Annotated in this window: 20 protein-coding genes; 9 read left to right on the plus strand and 11 right to left on the minus strand. The window is 70.2% G+C overall.

Annotated elements, in window-relative coordinates; genetic code table 11:
* Nucleotides 1–14: 14 nt before the first annotated feature.
* The gene (locus ACQPXM_RS01100) at nt 15–1607 is read right to left on the minus strand and encodes a diacylglycerol kinase family protein (protein ID WP_432943786.1); all 1593 of its coding nucleotides are present in this window, start codon (nt 1605–1607) and stop codon (nt 15–17) included.
* Between the two features lie 269 nt (nt 1608–1876).
* On the opposite strand from ACQPXM_RS01100, the gene serS reads away from it, so the two are divergent.
* Both serS and ACQPXM_RS01110 read left to right on the plus strand, forming a co-directional pair.
* On the plus strand, nt 1877–3151 hold the full coding sequence (gene serS / locus ACQPXM_RS01105) for a serine--tRNA ligase (protein WP_432943788.1): 1275 nt from the start codon (nt 1877–1879) through the stop codon (nt 3149–3151).
* On the plus strand, nt 3148–3939 hold the full coding sequence (locus tag ACQPXM_RS01110; RefSeq protein WP_432943790.1) for an HAD family hydrolase: 792 nt from the start codon (nt 3148–3150) through the stop codon (nt 3937–3939). The genes serS and ACQPXM_RS01110 overlap by 4 nt, the downstream gene beginning before the upstream one ends.
* 127 nt (nt 3940–4066) lie before the next feature.
* On the opposite strand, the gene ACQPXM_RS01115 is transcribed toward ACQPXM_RS01110, so the two are convergent.
* Complete coding sequence (locus ACQPXM_RS01115) at nt 4067–4621, minus strand: WhiB family transcriptional regulator (RefSeq protein ID WP_432943792.1); 555 nt, start codon at nt 4619–4621, stop codon at nt 4067–4069.
* A 549-nt stretch (nt 4622–5170) separates the two neighbouring features.
* On the opposite strand from ACQPXM_RS01115, the gene ACQPXM_RS01120 reads away from it, so the two are divergent.
* Nucleotides 5171–5974, plus strand: a complete 804-nt coding sequence (locus tag ACQPXM_RS01120) for an HAD family hydrolase (protein ID WP_432943794.1) — start codon at nt 5171–5173, stop codon at nt 5972–5974.
* A 3-nt stretch (nt 5975–5977) separates the two neighbouring features.
* On the opposite strand, the gene ACQPXM_RS01125 is transcribed toward ACQPXM_RS01120, so the two are convergent.
* The gene (locus ACQPXM_RS01125; RefSeq protein WP_432943796.1) at nt 5978–6586 is read right to left on the minus strand and encodes a bacterial proteasome activator family protein; all 609 of its coding nucleotides are present in this window, start codon (nt 6584–6586) and stop codon (nt 5978–5980) included.
* Between the two features lie 58 nt (nt 6587–6644).
* The gene (locus tag ACQPXM_RS01130; RefSeq protein WP_432943798.1) at nt 6645–7175 is read right to left on the minus strand and encodes a CGNR zinc finger domain-containing protein; all 531 of its coding nucleotides are present in this window, start codon (nt 7173–7175) and stop codon (nt 6645–6647) included.
* 25 nt (nt 7176–7200) lie between these two features.
* Between ACQPXM_RS01130 and ACQPXM_RS01135 the strand changes: the two genes are divergently transcribed.
* Complete coding sequence (locus ACQPXM_RS01135) at nt 7201–7329, plus strand: hypothetical protein (protein WP_432943800.1); 129 nt, start codon at nt 7201–7203, stop codon at nt 7327–7329.
* A gap of 9 nt (nt 7330–7338) precedes the next feature.
* On the opposite strand, the gene ACQPXM_RS01140 is transcribed toward ACQPXM_RS01135, so the two are convergent.
* From ACQPXM_RS01140 to ACQPXM_RS01150, 3 genes are read right to left on the minus strand one after another with little or no spacing between them, the layout of a single operon-like run.
* Complete coding sequence (locus tag ACQPXM_RS01140; RefSeq protein WP_432943802.1) at nt 7339–7920, minus strand: TetR/AcrR family transcriptional regulator; 582 nt, start codon at nt 7918–7920, stop codon at nt 7339–7341.
* A gap of 35 nt (nt 7921–7955) precedes the next feature.
* A complete protein-coding gene (locus ACQPXM_RS01145) occupies nt 7956–8330 on the minus strand; it encodes a VOC family protein (RefSeq protein WP_432943804.1) in 375 nt (124 codons plus the stop codon).
* Nucleotides 8331–8355: 25 nt separating this feature from the next.
* Nucleotides 8356–8928, minus strand: coding sequence for a TetR/AcrR family transcriptional regulator (locus tag ACQPXM_RS01150; protein ID WP_432943806.1), 573 nt, complete (start codon nt 8926–8928; stop codon nt 8356–8358).
* A 76-nt stretch (nt 8929–9004) separates the two neighbouring features.
* Here ACQPXM_RS01150 and ACQPXM_RS01155 point away from each other — a divergent pair, with 76 nt between their 5' ends.
* On the plus strand, nt 9005–9418 hold the full coding sequence (locus tag ACQPXM_RS01155) for a VOC family protein (protein ID WP_432943808.1): 414 nt from the start codon (nt 9005–9007) through the stop codon (nt 9416–9418).
* An 81-nt stretch (nt 9419–9499) separates the two neighbouring features.
* On the opposite strand, the gene ACQPXM_RS01160 is transcribed toward ACQPXM_RS01155, so the two are convergent.
* The 4 genes from ACQPXM_RS01160 to ACQPXM_RS01175 are packed head-to-tail and all read right to left on the minus strand — an operon-like array spanning nt 9500 to nt 12786.
* Nucleotides 9500–10477 carry an NAD(P)H-quinone oxidoreductase gene (locus tag ACQPXM_RS01160; protein WP_432943810.1) on the minus strand — a complete coding sequence of 326 codons (978 nt, stop codon included), beginning with the start codon at nt 10475–10477 and terminating at the stop codon, nt 9500–9502.
* Between the two features lie 5 nt (nt 10478–10482).
* The gene (locus ACQPXM_RS01165) at nt 10483–11394 is read right to left on the minus strand and encodes a phosphotransferase family protein (RefSeq protein WP_432943812.1); all 912 of its coding nucleotides are present in this window, start codon (nt 11392–11394) and stop codon (nt 10483–10485) included.
* 40 nt (nt 11395–11434) lie between these two features.
* The gene (gene mobA, locus ACQPXM_RS01170; RefSeq protein WP_432943814.1) at nt 11435–11995 is read right to left on the minus strand and encodes a molybdenum cofactor guanylyltransferase; all 561 of its coding nucleotides are present in this window, start codon (nt 11993–11995) and stop codon (nt 11435–11437) included.
* Entirely contained in the window at nt 11995–12786 is a 792-nt protein-coding gene (locus ACQPXM_RS01175; protein WP_432943816.1) for a carbon-nitrogen hydrolase family protein, read from the minus strand. The genes mobA and ACQPXM_RS01175 overlap by 1 nt, the downstream gene beginning before the upstream one ends.
* A gap of 104 nt (nt 12787–12890) precedes the next feature.
* Here ACQPXM_RS01175 and cobC point away from each other — a divergent pair, with 104 nt between their 5' ends.
* From cobC to ACQPXM_RS01195, 4 genes are all read left to right on the plus strand, one after another.
* Complete coding sequence (gene cobC, locus ACQPXM_RS01180; RefSeq protein ID WP_432943818.1) at nt 12891–13940, plus strand: Rv2231c family pyridoxal phosphate-dependent protein CobC; 1050 nt, start codon at nt 12891–12893, stop codon at nt 13938–13940.
* A 125-nt stretch (nt 13941–14065) separates the two neighbouring features.
* Nucleotides 14066–14593 (plus strand): BatC protein, encoded by a 528-nt coding sequence (locus tag ACQPXM_RS01185; protein ID WP_432943820.1) that lies wholly within the window; start codon nt 14066–14068, stop codon nt 14591–14593.
* Nucleotides 14590–15879: a cupin domain-containing protein gene (locus ACQPXM_RS01190; protein WP_432943822.1), complete on the plus strand. Its 1290-nt coding sequence runs from the start codon at nt 14590–14592 to the stop codon at nt 15877–15879. The genes ACQPXM_RS01185 and ACQPXM_RS01190 overlap by 4 nt, the downstream gene beginning before the upstream one ends.
* Nucleotides 15876–17051 (plus strand): sucrase ferredoxin, encoded by a 1176-nt coding sequence (locus tag ACQPXM_RS01195; protein ID WP_432943824.1) that lies wholly within the window; start codon nt 15876–15878, stop codon nt 17049–17051. The genes ACQPXM_RS01190 and ACQPXM_RS01195 overlap by 4 nt, the downstream gene beginning before the upstream one ends.
* Nucleotides 17052–17130: the final 79 nt, after the last annotated feature.

The following is a 17130-nucleotide window of genomic DNA, read 5'->3' on the forward strand; positions in this document are numbered from 1 at the left end:
CCAGCCGGCGCGCATCAGCGCCGCTTCGGCACCCGGACGACGAGCGCTCCCGGCTCGACCTCGGCGGACAGTGAGCGGCCCGGCCCGATCCCGTCGCCGTCGAGCTGCCGCTGCACGTCGACCGCGGCGGTGATCTCCACCTTCCGCCCGGTGAAGCGCTCCAGGTACATGTCGGTCCGCTTGGTCCGGGTCATCACCCGCCAGAACAACACCGGCCACTGGGTCACCCGGCGCGGCGCGATCACCACCACGTCGATCAAGCCGTCGTCGGGCCGCGCGTCGGGCAGCAGCGGGATGTTCGCCTGCAGCATCCCGACGTTGCCGATCACCACGGTCCGGACCCGGCGCTCGATCGGCTCCTCGTCGTCCAGCGCGATCCGGACCTTCACCGACGGGTGGTTGATGTTCTTCGCCGCCGACACCAGGTACGCCGTCCAGCCCAGCTGCGCCTTCAGGATCGGCGGCGCCCCGGTGATGATCGCGGCGTCCAGGCCGAGCCCGGCCATCACCGCGAACCGGTCGGTGTCGAGCCCGTCACCGTGCACCTTGACCAGGTCGATCCGGCGCTCCCGGCCGTCCAGGATCCGCTCCAGCGCGTCGTCCAGGTCGAGCGGGATGTGCAGGTTGCGGGCCAGCAGGTTGCCGGTGCCGGCCGGGATCACCCCGACCGGGACCGCGGTGTAGGCGAGCGCGGCGGTGACCACCCGGACCGTGCCGTCGCCGCCGGCCACCAGCACCAGGTCGGACTCGTTCTCGATCGCGCGCTTGGCCATCGCGTTGCCGGCGTCGTCCTCGCGGGTCTCGAGCCACAGCGGGTCGTCGAAGCCGCGGACCGCGAGCGCGCGGTTCACCTTGCGCCGAAACGCGACGCCGTCGCCGACCTTGATCGGGTTCACGATCACGGCGGCCCGTGGCGGCGGCAGGGCGGGGTCGTCCGCCGTACTGGTACGACGGCGGCGCCGGCGCAGTCCAGGGCGCAGGCCGAAGCCGATCGACGTCGCGGTCAGGATGGCCAGGCCGAGCGCCCACCCGCCGAGCACGTCGGACACGTAGTGCACGTTCAGGAAGATCCGGTCCGCCGAGGCGAGCAGGACGACCGCGATCGTCGGCAGCAGGACGAGGAACCGGAACCGGCGCCGCCAGCCGCGCACCGACGGCAGCACCACGCCGAGTGCTCCCGCCATCACGAAGGCGGCCGTCGCGTGCCCGGACACGTACGACCAGCTGTCGTTCTCGACCAGCCGCTCGAGCGGCCGGGACCGGTCGAAGATGTGCTTGACCGCCTGGACCAGGCCCAGCTCGGCGCCCGCGGAGACGATCAGCCAGACCGTCAGCAGGCGGGCCCGGCGGTGCCACAGGTAGATCGCGACGCCGAGGACGAGCGCCCGGCAGCCCCAGGGCAGGATCACCGCGCCGATCACCTGCCACAGGTCCACCCAGTTGGGCCGCGTGGCGCCGTACGCCGCGGCGCGGGCCGCCACCGACTCGTCCCAGCGGCGCAGCGGAGGCCAGTCTCCGAAGACCAGCAGCGTGATCACGAGGAACGGCACCGCACCCAGCACGACCGTGAGCGCACGGCCGAGGTGACTGGGTGGATGGTGGTTCATCGCCCGCCCGTGACCCCCTCCGTAATCGACCGACCGTCCGGCTGGTGCAAGCTCATCATCCCGAATAAAATTCCGCGCCCCCGACACACCCGGCAAAATGCCCTGTGTCCGGGACCAGGCGCACATCTCCGGCGCCCAGGCGGGCACCTCGCCGCGTTGTCGTCGGGTCACGATGCTCCGCATCGCTCCCCTCCTCCGCCTTGCGATGCACCCGCCTGGACACCGGAGCTGCACACCTGTCCCCGGACAAAGGGCATTAACCTGTCCGTGTGATCGATGCCAAAGTGCTCCGTGAGAACCCCGATGTCGTCCGTGCGGCCCTGACCAAGCGCGGCGAGAGTCCGGCCCGGGTCGACGAGATCCTGGTGGCCGACGGGGAGCGCCGATCGTCGATCGCCGCCTTCGAGGCGCTGCGGGCCGAGCAGAAGGGGCTCGGCAAGCAGGTCGCGCAGGCCAAGGGCGACGAGCGGACCGCGCTGCTGGAGCGGACCAAGGCGCTGGCCGCCGAGGTGAAGGCCCTGGAGGCGACGGCGAACGAGGCCGAGCGCCGCTTCGACCAGCTGTCCCGCGCCCTGCCGAACCTGGTCTCCGACCAGGCCCCGGTCGGCGGCGAGGACGACTACGTGGTGGTCGAGGAGATCGGCAAGCCGCGCGACTTCGCCGCGGAGGGCTTCGATCCGCGCGACCACCTGGAGCTCGGTGAGCTGCTCGGCGCGATCGACATGGAGCGCGGCGCGAAGGTGTCCGGCGCCCGGTTCTACTTCCTCAAGGGCGTCGGGGCCCAGCTCCAGCTCGGCATGCTGCAGCTCGCGATCAACCAGGCGGTGGAGTACGGCTTCACCCCGATGATCACGCCGACGCTGGTCAAGCCCGAGGTGATGGACGGCACCGGCTACCTGAACGCCCACGACGACGTCTACCGCCTGGAGGAGCCCGAGCTCTACCTGGTCGGCACGTCGGAGGTGTCGCTGGCCGGCTACCACATGGACGAGATCGTCGACCTGTCCAACGGCCCGATGCGGTACGCCGGGTGGTCGTCCTGCTACCGCCGCGAGGCCGGCTCGTACGGGAAGGACACCCGCGGGATCATCCGCGTCCACCAGTTCGACAAGGTCGAGATGTTCTCCTACTGCAGCCTCGAGGACGCCGAGGCCGAGCACCAGCGGCTGCTGGGCTGGGAGAAGGAGATGCTCGACAAGATGGAGCTGGCCTACCGGGTGATCGACACCGCGACCGGCGACCTGGGCGCTTCGGCGTACCGGAAGTTCGACTGCGAGGCGTGGGTGCCGACCCAGGGCGCCTACCGCGAGCTCACCTCGACGTCCAACACGACCGACTACCAGGCCCGCCGGCTGAACATCCGGCACCGCGACGCCGACGGCAAGACCCGTCACGTCGCGACGCTGAACGGCACGCTGGCCACCACCCGGTGGATCGTCGCGATCCTGGAGACGCACCAGCTGCCCGACGGCTCGGTCCGGGTCCCGGCGGCGCTGCGCCCGTACGTCGGCGGCCGCGAGGTCATCGAACCGGTTCGCGGATGACGACCGACGGCTGGCGGCCGCAGGCCGTCGCCCTCGACATCGACGGCACGCTGGTCGACCACGACGAACGGATCTCCGAAGCGGTGGTCGACGCCGTCGCCCGGGCGGCGGCGCAGGTGCCGGTGATCCTGGCCACCGGCCGGTCGTGGATGTCCACCGTGCCGGTCGCCGAGGTGCTCGGCCTGCAGCGCGGATTTGTTGTCGTGAGCAACGGTGCGCGGACGGTGAGCTATCCGGACGGCGAGGTCGTCGACGAGCGCACGTTCGATCCCGCGACGGTGATCGCCTCGGTGCGCGAGCACGCGCCGAACGCCCGGATGGCGGTCGAGGAGCACGACGGCGGCTACCGGGTGACCGAGCCGTTCCCGGACGGCGATCTGGGCGGCGACGCCATCCGGGTGGTGTCCGACGCCGAGCTGGCGCCGGAGCCGGTGACCCGGTTGATCATCCGCGACCCCGACGCCTCGGAGGCCGACTTCGTCGAGCTGGCCGAACGCCTCGGCCTGCACGGGGTCAGCTACTTCGTCGGCTGGACCGCGTGGCTGGACATCGCGCCCGAGGGCGTCGACAAGAGCACCGGGCTGAAGGTAGCGCTGACCCAGCTCGGCGTCGACCCGGCCGGCCTGCTCGCGGTCGGCGACGGCCGCAACGACATCGAGATGCTGACCTACGCCGGTCTCGGCGTCGCGATGGGCGCGGCGCCGGACGAGGTGAAGGCCGCGGCCGACGAGGTGACCAAGTCGGTCCAGGACGACGGCGTGGCCGCCATTCTCAACCGGTGGTTCTGAGCCCGTCGAGCCCTTGCGGCCGGCCGAAATAGTTAACTGCGGCAACCAAAAGGCCCGGAATCCCTGCAGTGACAGGGTTCCGGGCCTTTGCGATGACCGACAGTCCGCTGGCGGGCCGAAAATCGGGTCAGGCGACGCGGGTGGTTCCGGTGCGCGGTGCCGGGCCGGGCCGGTCCACCACGGCGTCGAACGCGTCCAGGACGGCGTCGACCTCCGGGCGGGGGCGCGGCGCCTTGGTGGCCGGGCTCTGACCGCGCCGGGCCCTGCGCAGGTGGCGTTTCACGGTCGACAGCGAGCATCCCAGGCGCATGGCCAGCGACTCCAGGCTGTCGTTGGGGTACTGGGTCCGCAGGCGCAGGACCTCTTCGTGGCTGACCGGCCGGCGGGTCCCGCGGGCCCCGGCGAGCTGGTCGAAGTCGTCGGGCTGGACCTCGACGTCGAGCAGGTTACGCATCGAACGCCGTTGTGCCGCGGTGGTTCCGGCGACGAAGCCGCTGACGTCGTGCTCGGCCACCGCGCTGTACAGGCAGTCGGTGAACAGTGGGCAGGAAGCGCACACCACTTTGGCTTCCCGGACCAGCTGGTCGTAGCGCTCCCTGGTCCGGCGGGTCGCCGACGCGGGCGGCGGCTCCTCCAGCAGGCGGTGCTGGAAAATATCCGTTCGTGCGATGCAGCCGGTCATGGCCCCTTCCATGATGGAAGATGTGTCGACAGCCGCACGGGCGGACCGGGTCCCCGGTGGGTTGGCGGTGTTGACAGTCATCGTGGCTCCCCAAGTTCCAGGACCCGTGTGAACGAGCGGTGAATCCCGATCGAACATCCGAGCCCACTAGCTGACGGACCGACACTCGTTGCCGACCCACCCCTGTTTGTCCGGCGCTACGGCGCACCGATCCATAACTGTTGACGCCACCGATCCGGTTTTGGTTGCACCCAATTCCGCACCAGTTCTTCGACGTTCTTCCGGCGTGGGTCGGTCCGGATCCGATGATCCGGAACAAGGCGTACGACGCGTGCGAACCGCCCCTGGTTCCCCGCCAGCCACCGCATGAAATCATGCGCAAACCCTGCGGCGCAGGGGAACTTGCTGCCTTTGCAGCATCCTGCCGTAACGGTCTGGTGACGTTGTTCAATGGTTAACCAGATTGCCCGGAAAACGGTCTCCAGGTGGTTGCGCGATGAGTCGGCGAGAGGGTAAAGGGGCGTTTTCGTGAACCGTTACGGTAGGCGGGTGTCAGACCGCAGAACACCCCGCCTGGTGGCCACCGATCTGGACGGCACGCTGGTCCGTAGTGACTCCACCATCTCCCCGCGCACCCAGCAGGCCGTGCTCGCGATCCAGGAGGCCGGCGCCGTCTTCGTGATGGTCACCGCCCGGCCGCCGCGCTGGCTGCACGACCTGTCCGACCTGGTCGGCGCGCACGGTGTCGCGATCGTTGCCAACGGCGCCATTTTGTACGATGTCGTACAGCGCAAGGCGATTCGGACCAGATTGATCGCGCCGGCTGTCGCGCTCGAGGTGGCGCAGGCGATCCGGGACGCGGTGCCGGAGGTCGAGTTCGCGATCGAGCGACCGGACCGCTACGGACAGGAACCGCACTACCTGAACCGCTGGCCCCGGCCGGACGACACGTTGATCGCCGCGCTCGACGAGTTGCTCGCCGAGCCGGCCGCGAAACTCCTGGTCCGGCACCGGAGTCTGCACTCCGACGAGTTGCTGGCCCGGATCACGCCGATCGTGGGGGAGCGGGTGGCCGCCAGCCACAGCGGCGGAACGGGCTTGGTGGAGATCGCCGCGAGCGGGGTGTCGAAGGCCGCGATGCTGGCCGATTTCGCCGCCGAACAAGGCATTTCGGCCGCCGAGACGATCAGCTTCGGCGACTCGCTCAACGACCTGCCGATGCTCGCCTGGGCCGGTACGTCGTACGGCGTGGCCAACGCGCACCCCGAGGTGCTCGCGGTCGTCGACCACGTCTGCCCGGCCAACGACGAGGACGGTGTCGCCACCGTCCTCGAGGAGTTGTTCGACCTTTAGCTGCTACAGGTACATCCCGCCGCTGCCCGGGCCGTCGGTCTTGCCGTTGGCCTGCGGCGCACCGGGGAACTGGCCGCCCTCGGGCAGCTGCTGGCCGCCCGGCAGCGCGCGGCGCATCTGCTCGAGCTGCTGGCGAGCCGCCATCTGCTGGGCGAACAACGCCGTCTGGATGCCGTGGAACAGGCCCTCCAGCCACCCGACCAGCTGAGCCTGCGCGATCCGCAGCTCGGCCTCGGTCGGCGTGCTCTCGTCGGTGAAGTCGAGGCTCAGCCGCTCGAGCTCCTCGACCAGCTCCGGCGCCAGGCCGCTCTCCAGCTCCTTGATCGAGGCCGCGTGGATCGCCTTCAGTCGCTGCCGGGACGCCTCGTCGAGCGGGGCCGCCTTCACCTCTTCGAGCAGCTGGCGAATCATGTTGCCGACCCGCATCACCTTGGCCGGCTGTTCGACCAGCTCGGTCACCGAGCGTGGTTCGTCGTTCGGCTCGTCGTTCTCGTCGCGCGGCGGTCCTTCGACGGCCATCCCGTCCGGGCCGACGATCAGGATCTTGCCGTCCTCGGTCCGCGCCCCCGCCATCGGGACTCCCTGGCCCTCGTTGCTGCTCTCCTCGCTCATCTTCCCATCCTAGAAGGCCGGTGGGCGCGGTTCTCCAGGGAGCGGCCGGCCGGGTCCGTCAGGCGGTCCGGGCGCGATGCCTCCGGACGGCGTCGCGGTTGGAGCAGGCCGGGCTGCAGTACCGCTGACGGCCGCCGCGGGACAGGTCGGCGTACACGTTGCCGCAGCCCTCGGTGGCGCAGCGACCGAGCCGGGAGATGCCCCGGCCGGCCAGGTGCAGCGCCGTACCGGTGCTGATCAGGGTCGCGACCAGTCGGCCGACCGGAACCTCTTCGGGACGGTAGTGCATGTGCCAGCCGGTGCCGGCGTGATTGGTCAGGCGCGGGTGCTCGGTGTACTTGGCGAGCATCTCGTTCACCAGGTCGACCCGCTTCTGCTCGTCGGTCGCGTCGACCACGGCGAGCCATTCGTCCAGTGCGACCCGGACGGCGGCGAGGTCCGCCTCGGTGACCTGACCGTCGCGGACGTGGCTGCTGTCGACCTTGTTCTCCTCGCAGCGCACGGCCAGCTCCTCCGGTGTGGAGGGCGGGTTCGTCGCCAGGTTCACCGCCAGCAGCACGGCGTCGGCACCGTAAGGGTTGAGATGCATAATGCCATTACATCACGATGAAGCCATGACCACGAGAGCAGAAGTCCACCGGCACCGCTGGCAGGTGGCGTCGGCCCACCGCGTCAGCGACGGCTTCGTCGTCTACCGCCGCTGCCTGTGCGGCCGGTGGGACGTCAAGACAGTAGATGTCTAGGGCAACCTTTCAGGCGAAAAGCCTGCCCAGATGGGCATCCAGGGACTGCCTCAGGAACGGCGCCCGCTGCTCGGCCGGCGCGGTGAGCCCCTGAATCACCAGCCCGTCCAGTACGGCGAGCAGCAGGGCTGCCTCGGTCTCGGTGTCGGTCACCTCGGCCAGGTCGCCATCCGCGATCGCGGCGTCGAGCAGTCGCGCGAAGGCGATCCGCAGCTCGGCATCGGTCGCCGCGGCGATCGCCGCGAGGGCCGGTGAGGTGACCGACGCGGCGCTGAAGGCCAGCCAGACCCTGGCGTCCCGGGCGCGTTCGTCGTCCAGCGGCAGCCAGAGCTGGAGTGCGTCGCGCAGGACCTCGCGCGGCCGGCCGGACAGATCGACCGTTGCCAGCTTCTCGTCGAACCGCTCGCTGACGTGCCGGAACGCCGACGCGACCAGCTCGTCCTTGCTGCGGAAGTAGTACTGCACCTGCGCGAGCGAGACCCCGGCCGCCGCCGCGACGGTCCGCATCGTCGCGGCTTCCAGGCCGCGCTCCGCGATCACGTCGAGCACCGCGTCCAGTACGTGGGCTCCGCGCCGTCGTTCCCCAGTCACACCCTGACGGTAGCCCTTGGCAACGACATGTGGGGTCAATCGGCGCTGCGCACCAGGTGGGTGATTCCGGCCGGGTTGGTGATCCAGTGCCCGTCGATGCCGTCGGGCAGTGGCTCCAGCTCGTCCTGCGGGTGGATCCCGTGGTCGGCCAGATGCCGCATCGCGGCGGCGACGTCGGGGGTGAAGAGCTCGAGCCAGAGGTCGGCGCGGGCGTAGTTGCCGACCTGGTCCAGCCAGAGCGTGACCGGGCCGAATCTGAGCGACGCGCAGCGCGCAACGGCGTCGACCACGTGCGGGCCGGACTCGTCGGTGACCTCGAAGCCGAGCACGTCGCGGTAGAACGCGACGGTCCGGTCGAACTCGGCCTTGGGCAGTTTCATCGCGATGTTCAGTCCGCCGGTGAAGTCCATGCCCGACAGTATATATAAGTGGAGACTAATTTTCACGCACGAGTCTGCGGACCAGCTGGGCGACCGCGGCGTCGACGTCGTACGGATGGCCGATGCCCGGCGTGAGGCGGTCGAGGATCAGGCCGTCGATCGCGAAGTGCAGCAGGCGGACCTCCTCCGCGCCGCCGGGCAGGCCTGCGTTCACGTGGAACGAGACGTCGGCGTCGAAACCCTGCCGCAGTGTGCGGGTGAGAATCTCGTGCAGCTCCGGCCGGCGCGCGGCTTCCAGGCGCAGCTCGAACAGGGCCAATGGGAGCTGGGGTTGATCGAGCAGTCGCTCGACGATGTAGCGCACGTAGTCGGCGACGAGCTCGACCGACGGCTCGCGCGCGGCCAGGGGCTGCAGTCGATCCTCGCTGGGAGCGAGGCGCTCGAAGATCCGCTCGCCGAGTGCGCCGAGCAGGGCGTCACGGGTGCGGAAGTAGTTGGACGCCGTACCGGCGGGAAGTCCGGCGGCGGCGTCGACGGCGCGGTGGGTCAGGCCGCGGGCGCCCGCCTCGGCCAGGACGGCGAGGCCGGCGTCGGCCAGCTGGGCGCGGCGTTCGGGGTTCCGGGGCATGTTGACAAGCCTAGCAGTCATCCACTACAAATGTCGTACTCAACCACGACGTCTGTAGTAGTAGTCAGGAGAACGTATGCAACCCGCCGCCTTCGGGGCCACTGTTGTCACCGCCCACCCCGCGAAGGTCGCCGCCTTCTACGCGGAGCACTTCGACCTGGACATCACCGTCGATCTCGGCTGGTTCGTCTGCCTGCGCCGGGGTGACGCCTCCTGGGAGCTGGCCATCTGCGAGCGCGGCCACTCCTCGGTCCCGGCCGCTGTCTCGGCCACCACCGAGAGCTCGAACGTCTTCGGCTTCGTCGTCGACGACGCGGACAAGCTGGCCGCCCGGCTGACCGAGGCCGGCGTCGAGCTGGCCTCCGAGGTGGTCACCGAGCCGTGGGGCCAGCGGCACTTCTTCGTCCGCGATCCCGAGGGCACCTGGCTGGACGTCATCCAGCTGGTCGCGCCCGACCCGGAGTGGCTCGCCGCCAACACTCCGACGTGAGCCACCCCGTCGTACCGCAGCGTCCGAAGAACCCGAGGCAACAGCACTCGGTTCTTCGGACGCTGCGGGAAGGGTGACGGGTCAGAGGGTGAGCAGGATCTTGCCGCTCTGGGTGGACTGCTCGAGCGCCTCGTGCGCCTTCGCGACCTCCTCCAGCGGGTACGTCGCGTGCACGATCGGGCGGACCTTCTTCGCCTCGACCAGCGGCCAGACGTGCCCGACCACCTCGGCCAGGATCCGGCCCTTGTCCTTGACCGAGCGGCTGCGCAGACCGGTCGCGGTGATCGTGCCGCGCTTGGCCATCAGACGGCCCAGGTCCAGCTCGCCCTTCACTCCGCCCTGCATGCCGATCACGACGATCCGGCCGTCGACGGCGAGCGACTTCACGTTGTCGGTCAGGTATTTCGCGCCGATGATGTCGAGGATCACGTCGGCTCCGGCCTTGCCGGTCGCCTCCCGCACCACCGACGCCCACTCGGCTTCCTTGTAGTTGATCGCGACGTCCGCGCCGAGCCGGGTGCAGAACTCCATCTTGTCCGCGCTGCCGACCGTGCACAGCACCCGCGCGCCGTGCGCGACGGCGAGCTGGATCGCCATCGTGCCGATCCCGGACGCGCCGCCGTGCACCAGCAGCGTCTCGCCGTCCTTGAGGTGAGCCGTCATGAACACGTTGGACCAGACCGTCGCGACCACCTCGGGCAGGGCGGCGGCGCTGATCAGGTCGATGCCGTCGGGCACCGGCATCACCTGCGGCGCGGGGACGACGACCTTCTCGGCGTACCCACCGCCGGCCAGCAAGGCGCAGCATTCGTCGCCGACCGACCAGCCCTCGACCTCGGAACCGACCGCGGCGATGCGGCCGGAGACCTCGAGCCCGATCGTGCCGGGCGCGCCGGGCGGCGGCGGGTAATGCCCCTGGCGCTGCAGCAGATCGGCGCGGTTCACTCCGGCCGCGACGACGTCGATGACCACCTCGTCGACGTTCGGTGTCGGATCTTCGATCTGGCCGATCGTCAGAACCTCGACGCCACCGGCACCTTCACACACGACAGCTCGCATGGGACTCACCGTACTGGGTCGGCTCCGGCCGTCCCGAGGATGTCCGCCAGGTCGCCGGCGATCGACTCCAGGGGATCGGTGACGCCTATCAGCTTGAACCAGTCCCATAGTTCGAGCGCGTGGTAGAGGCGGTAGACGGTGGTGCGTTGCTGCCACCCGGCCGGCAGTTCGCCGTACCCGGCGAGCAGGCCTTCGAGCTTGGAGCTGTCGTCCTTGATCGAGTAGTACTGCGCCTTCGCGAGATCGATCAGCGGGTCGGCGGCGATCGCGTTCTCGACGTCGATGATCCCGGTGAGCCGCCAGGTTTCCGGGTCGACCAGCAGGTTGCCTTCGTGGAAGTCGTTGTGGCAGAGGACCGGAGCCGCGTCGGCCGGGAAGGGATGCTCGGCGACGTACCGGGTGATCCGCGCGTGCAGTGCGGGATCGCCGCCCAGTTCCTGGAACTCGTCGAGCTTCTTCGCGAACTGCCGCCGCAGGTACAGGTCGTTCGACGGCAGCGGCTCGAGCACCTGATCGGTGAGATACCCGTACGCCGGCTGCGGGATCCGGTGGATCTTGGCGAGCAACGCCCCGGCCTGCTCGTAGATCGGCCGGTAGTCCGGCGGCGTCACCTCCGACAACGGCACGCCGTCGACCTTCGACAACACGGTGAACGCGTGCGTCTCACCCGCGGGCTCGGCATGGATCACCGTCGGCACCAGATTTTTCAGTGACGGCTCCAGCAGCCCGTAGACGTAGACCTCCTTGGCCTGCTTCCAGGCCCATTCCGGGTCGTAGACCTTGACGATCACCGCGTCGCCGTCGGCGCTTCGTACCTCGAAGACGGTCGCCAATTGGCCACCCGATCGGGGGAGAATCTCCGCGATCGTCCAATCCGGCATGGCCTTGCGCACCATTCCCGCCACGTCATGATCCATCGGGTCACGGTAGGTGCCGGCCGGCTGTCGAGCGACTGGTTTATTCGCCGGGGACGGGATCGTCGAGATCGGCCCACGAGTCGACATCCCGGCCGGCCTGGGTCGGCTCGCTCCAGTGCATGGTCAATCCGGCCAGGGTCCTGCGGAGCGGCTGGTCCCTGGGATCGCCGACCGCTTGTGTCGCCGCCGTCAACGCCTCCCGCCGGTACGCCGCCGCGAGTGGTTGCTCTCGGCCCTCAAGATCGCGGAGGCCGTAGCCGTCGTACTTGCCGATGCCGTCGACCAGGCTTGTCACGTCGGCCGTCGTCAGCCAGGGGAGATCGCACGACACCAGCACCACGACGGGCGCCGTACCGAAGGCCAGTCCGGCCGCGATTCCCGCCACCGGACCGCCCGCCGGTGGATCCTCGTGCGTCCAGCTCACCGCGCGGTTGGTCGCACGCCGCGGCCCGACCACTACGGCCGACCTCGCTGAGATAGTTGCCTCTAGCACCCGATCGAGCAACGAAACGCCTTCCAGCACGAGCATCGCCTTGTCCACGCCGCCGAAGCGTCGCGACGCCCCACCCGCCAGCACGATCGCGTCGAACGGCGAGGCCATCAGCGCGGCGTCACCGTGAATCGCCGATTCGCCAGCGACGGGTTCCGCTTGCGCACCTCCGTCAGCCGCTCGGCCGAGATCTCCGCCGTCGCGAATCCGTCCGCCTCACCGACCGCCGCGACCGCGACACCCTGCGGGTCGATCACCTGGCTGAGCCCGCAGTACTTCCGCCCGTTCTGCGCCGCCGAAACGACGTAGCAGGTGTTCTCGATCGCGCGCGCGGTCAGCAGCGTCGCCCAGTGGTGCTCCTTCAACGGCCCGCGCACCCACGCAGCCGGTACGACCAGCACGTCCGCACCGGCGTCGACCAGCGCCCGCGACAGCTCCGGGAACCGCAGGTCGTAACACGTCATCAGCCCGAACTTGATGTCGCCGATCCGCACCACCACCGGCGCGACGTCCCCCGGCGTCAGCTGGTCGGACTCCCGGTACCCGAAGGCGTCGTACAAGTGGATCTTGCGGTAGGCGCCGAGCAGTTCGCCGTCCGCGCCGACCGCCAGCAAGGTGTTGTACGGCCGGCGCTCGTCGCAGCTGCGCTCGAACATCCCGGCCACGATCGCCGTACTGTGCTCGAGCGCGCACTTGCGCAGCGTACTGACGAACTCGCCGTCCAGGGCCTCCGCGAGCGGGCCCACCGAGCCGCCCTCCACCGCGAAGTCGGCCATCATCGCCTCGGGCAGCACGACCAGATCGGGACCCGCGGCGGCGGCCTCCGCGACCAGCCGGACCACGGCGTCCCGGTTGGCAGCCTTGTCGTCGGAACTGGCAGCCTGCACCACGGCGATCTTCATGCCTCCATGGTGCCGCATCCGGCGCCTGCTCGCGGGGCCTCGTCGGCTCGCTCGCTCCGTGGGCACGTGCCCGGGCAACGGCCGGCGCCGGTTAGCCTCCTCGGGTGGCTGTGGACGGATTCGACCTGGACCATCACGGGGACCGCGAAGTCGGCGACGGGCTGGTGGACCTCGCCGTCAACGTGCGCGCCGGGACGCCGCCGCCGTGGCTGCTCGAGGAGATCACCGCCGGGCTCACCGACCTCGCGGCGTACCCACGGACCGAGGCAGCGACCGCCGCCGTCGCCGCTCGGCACGAGTGCGACCCCGGCAGGATCCTGCTGACTGCCGGGGCCGCGGAGGCGTTCGTGCTGATCGCCCGTGCCTTCCGGCCGCGCCACGCTGTTGTCGTGCACCCGCAGTTCACCGAGCCCGAGTCGGCCCTGCGCTCGGCCGGTCACCTTGTCGACCGCGTTGTCCTCAGCCCGGAGGCCGGCTTCACGCTCGACCCGTCGAGCGTTCCGGCGGACGCCGACCTCGTGGTGATCGGCAACCCGACGAACCCGACCTCGGTGCTGCACCCCGCCGACACTCTGCGGGAGTTGGCGCGCCCCGACCGCATCCTCGTCGTCGACGAAGCCTTCATGGACGCCGTACCTGGTGAGCCCGAGTCGCTTGTCGCCGCGTCGATTCCGGGGCTCGTCGTCATCCGCAGTCTCACCAAGACCTGGGGACTGGCCGGGCTTCGGGTGGGCTATGTCGTCGCTGCCCCGCAACTGATCGAGCAGTTGGCCGCCGTACAGCCGCATTGGCCGGTCTCCACCCCTGCCTTGGCCGCCGCGATCGCTTGCAGCACGCCTCGCGCGGCGGCTGAAGCTCACCAAGCTGCCGAGGATTTCGAGAGGCAACGGGCTCACCTTCTTGCCGGCCTCCTCACGCCGTACGGCGATGCGTCGGGCGCCATGCCGCTGTCCTACGGCGTGTCGCGGGCGCCGTTTGTGCTCGTCCGTGTCGATGGTGCCGACCGCATCCGCGAGGCGCTTCGGCAGCGCGGCTTCGCGGTCCGTCGTGGCGACACTTTTCCCGGGCTCGGCCCCGACTGGCTGCGCATCGCTGTTCGCCCCGAGCCGGTCACCGACGCGTTCCTCAAGGTCTGGTGGGACGTGCTCGGCTGACGTGCGTCGCGGTAGCGGCGAATCGCCGCTGAACTGCCGGGAGCTTGTGATCCGCCCAGGGGTTTACCCCTGCTGGACTTTGCGCACAGGGTGGACACACAAGTACCCGCGAAAGGAGCAGCATCATGGGTCTCAACGACGATGACATGACCACCTCGTCCGGCGACGGTGAGGGCTTGGCCGATGGGGGCGCGACCCCTGGTGCGAACGACGGCGGTGCGGACGGCGGTGCCGGCAACCAGGCCACGCCGGGCGGTGGGTACGGCGGTTCCCAGGAGGGTCCGGCCGACGGCGGCGCCTCAGCGGGCGTGAGTGACGGCGGTGCCGACGGTGGTGCGGGCGGCGGCGAAGGCCCGGCCGACGGCGGGGCGATGCCGGGCGGTACCGATGGCGGTGCTGACGGCGGTGCGGAGGGTCCCGCGGACGGCGGAGCTTCGGCCGGCGTGAGTGACGGCGGTGCCGACGGTGGCGCCGGTGCGGAAGGTCCCGCGGACGGCGGAGCCTCGCCGGGCGTGAGCGATGGCGGTGCTGACGGCGGCGCGGACAGCGGTGCCGGCGGTGGCGGCGAGGGACCGATGGACGGCGGAGCCGACCCCAACGCGGTCGACGGTGGCGCGGACGGCGGTGCCGGCGAAAGCTTCGGAAGTCGGTGAGCGCGGTGCCGGAGACCGGGCCGCTGCCGGACAGCCGCCCGGCTCTCCGGCGCTGCGTCGCCGGAGACCTGGAGGAGTTCGCGAGCAACTACTGGGGGCGCCGAGCCGTGCTCTCGCCGCGCGAGGAGTTGGCAACTCCCGGCGCCGGTGACCAGCCCGAACGCTCCGGCGACCTTGCGGCCTTCGCCGACCTGTTCAGCCTCGCCGCGGTCGACGAACTGCTGTCCCGCCGAGGCCTCCGTACGCCGTTCCTGCGCATCGCCAAGAACGGCGCGGTGGTCGGCGACAACCAGTTCACCGGCTCCGGCGGGGTCGGTGCGGAGATCGCCGACCAGGTCCGCGACGACAAGGTCGCCGCGCTGTTCGCGAGCGGGCACACCGTCGTACTGCAGGCGCTTCACCGCACCTGGCCCGCGCTGGTCGACTTCTCCACGCAGCTGTCGTCCGACGCCGGCCATCCAGTCCAGATCAACGCGTACATCACGCCGCCCGAGTCGCAAGGCTTCTCGGCGCACTACGACGTGCACGACGTCTTCGTCCTCCAGGTCGCGGGCGAGAAACACTGGACCGTTCACGAACCGGTCCACGTCGACCCGCTCCGCAACCAGCCCTGGACCGACCACGCCCAGGCCGTCGCCGCCGCAGCGCGGGAGCAGCAGCCGGTGGTCGACGCCGTACTGCGGCCTGGTGATGCGCTCTACGTGCCGCGCGGGTTCCTGCACTCCGCGAAGGCACTCGGCGGCGTCAGCGCACACCTGACTGTCGGCCTGCACACGATGACGCGCTACCTGCTGATCCAGGAGCTCGCCGCGCTGGCCGCCAACGAGGTCGAGCTGCGCACAGCGCTTCCGCTGGGCTTCAACCCGGGCGACCCGGCCCAGCTCGCGCCCGAACTCGACAAGGTCGTAGCCCTCTTCACCGAACACCTGCAAACCGCCTCCGCGGAGGATCTGGCCGATCGCCTGCGTCGCCGTACTTGGTCCGGGAACCGCCCGGCGCCACTCGCCCCTCTGGCCCACGCCGCGGCGATCGCCGAGCTCAAGGTCGGTACGACGGTCCGTCTGCGTCCAGGCCTCAACCACCATCTAGTCCCGGGCAATCCGGTCCGTCTGAATCTGCCCGATCGCACGATCACATTCCCGCCGGAGACCGGCGCTGCCGTCGCGGCCGCGTGCTCCGGTGCGCCGTTCGCCGTAGGTGACCTGCCGGACCTGCCTCCTGAGGACCAGGTGGTCCTCACCCGACGCCTGATGACAGAAGCCGTGCTCGTCGCGAGCCCTACGTGATCCCACCCGAACCGCTCCGCCCGGAACGGACCGAAGACCAGCGCGCGGCACGTTCAAGCCCGGTCGCATCCCAGCGGCCGGGCTCACCCGTCGACTCCCGCTACCGGCCCGAAACCGGCTGCGCAGCTTCCGCTGAACGCCGCGGGGACGAACTCTTCGCGTCCGCCCCACCCGCCGAACGCTGGCTACTCATCGAACTCAACGCGCCCTGGCCCCGCGTGGCCCTCACCGCCCTCCACCGCTCCGCACCTCAACCAACCGCACCATCAGCCGCGCAGCCCCCCACCGCCGACCTCCCCACCCAACTAGCCCAACTCTGCACCAAACTCCGCTGCCGCCCCGTCCTCATCCGCCGCCACGGCCGCCTCACCGCAGGCACCCCGCGCCGCTGGTTCCTGGTCGACTCCCGCCCCGGCCACGAATCCATCCGCACCGGCGAACTCCCCACCGACGGACACCTCCTCGCCGTCCTCACCGGCGCCGACCCCGGCACCCCCAGCACCGACCCCATCTACCTGGTCTGCACCCACGGCCGCCACGACGCCTGCTGCGCCGTCCGAGGCCGCCCAGCCGCCGCGGCCCTCACCGCCGCCTATCCCGACCGAACCTGGGAATGCAGCCACATCGGCGGCGACCGCTTCGCAGCGAATCTGGTCTTCCTCCCCCACAGCCTCTTCTACGGCCACGTTCCCGCCGACCAAGCAGTTCCGCTCGCTCAGTCCTACGACCAGGGCCGAATCAACCCGACGTACTACCGAGGCTCAGGCGCGCTATCCCCGGCCGTGCAAGCCGCCCAACACTTCGCCAGGAGATCCGGCCACTCGACATCTCTGGACGCCCTCCAGCCCGTCGCCGTCCGAGGAGAATCTCCGGACCTCTGGTCCATCACCCTCGCCACCTCCGGTGACAGCCCCACGTCCACCCCCGCAACGCCGGCCGGCACCAATCCCGCGCCTGACGCCGCCTCACCGCGCCACGGCCACACTCCGCTCGCCGACACGAAATTGTCGGCCGCCGGCACCTTCAAGCCGACCGGCAGCTCCGAAGCAGGCTCCAGAGTGACCGTCGAGGTGCGATCCGAGATCGTCACCGTCGACGGCCAAATGACTTGCGCCGCCCGCCCTCCCGGACGCTTTCGCCGCTTCCGACTGCTGAGTGTGTTCGACGAGTGACCAGCGTTCCCGCTAGCCGAACTGCGGACAGCGCCTAGCCGACGAACTGCGGAGAGCGCCCCATCCGAGCCAACTTCGC

Origin of the sequence: Kribbella sp. CA-253562, assembly GCF_050942265.1 — a bacterium.
Lineage (GTDB): Bacteria > Actinomycetota > Actinomycetes > Propionibacteriales > Kribbellaceae > Kribbella.

Coding starts and splice junctions, on each gene's coding strand:
- ACQPXM_RS01130 (WP_432943798.1), bottom strand. CDS start 7,175: ATGCATCTCAACCCTTACGGTGCCGACGCCGTGCTGCTGGCGGTGAAC.
- ACQPXM_RS01110 (WP_432943790.1), top strand. CDS start 3,148: ATGACGACCGACGGCTGGCGGCCGCAGGCCGTCGCCCTCGACATCGAC.
- ACQPXM_RS01115 (WP_432943792.1), bottom strand. CDS start 4,621: ATGACCGGCTGCATCGCACGAACGGATATTTTCCAGCACCGCCTGCTG.
- mobA (WP_432943814.1), bottom strand. CDS start 11,995: ATGGCCTCGCCGTTCGACGCGATCGTGCTGGCGGGTGGGGCGTCGCGA.
- ACQPXM_RS01155 (WP_432943808.1), top strand. CDS start 9,005: ATGCAACCCGCCGCCTTCGGGGCCACTGTTGTCACCGCCCACCCCGCG.
- ACQPXM_RS01125 (WP_432943796.1), bottom strand. CDS start 6,586: ATGAGCGAGGAGAGCAGCAACGAGGGCCAGGGAGTCCCGATGGCGGGG.
- ACQPXM_RS01145 (WP_432943804.1), bottom strand. CDS start 8,330: ATGGACTTCACCGGCGGACTGAACATCGCGATGAAACTGCCCAAGGCC.
- ACQPXM_RS01150 (WP_432943806.1), bottom strand. CDS start 8,928: ATGCCCCGGAACCCCGAACGCCGCGCCCAGCTGGCCGACGCCGGCCTC.
- ACQPXM_RS01100 (WP_432943786.1), bottom strand. CDS start 1,607: ATGAACCACCATCCACCCAGTCACCTCGGCCGTGCGCTCACGGTCGTG.
- ACQPXM_RS01135 (WP_432943800.1), top strand. CDS start 7,201: ATGACCACGAGAGCAGAAGTCCACCGGCACCGCTGGCAGGTGGCGTCG.
- ACQPXM_RS01175 (WP_432943816.1), bottom strand. CDS start 12,786: ATGAAGATCGCCGTGGTGCAGGCTGCCAGTTCCGACGACAAGGCTGCC.
- ACQPXM_RS01160 (WP_432943810.1), bottom strand. CDS start 10,477: ATGCGAGCTGTCGTGTGTGAAGGTGCCGGTGGCGTCGAGGTTCTGACG.
- ACQPXM_RS01185 (WP_432943820.1), top strand. CDS start 14,066: ATGGGTCTCAACGACGATGACATGACCACCTCGTCCGGCGACGGTGAG.
- ACQPXM_RS01165 (WP_432943812.1), bottom strand. CDS start 11,394: ATGGATCATGACGTGGCGGGAATGGTGCGCAAGGCCATGCCGGATTGG.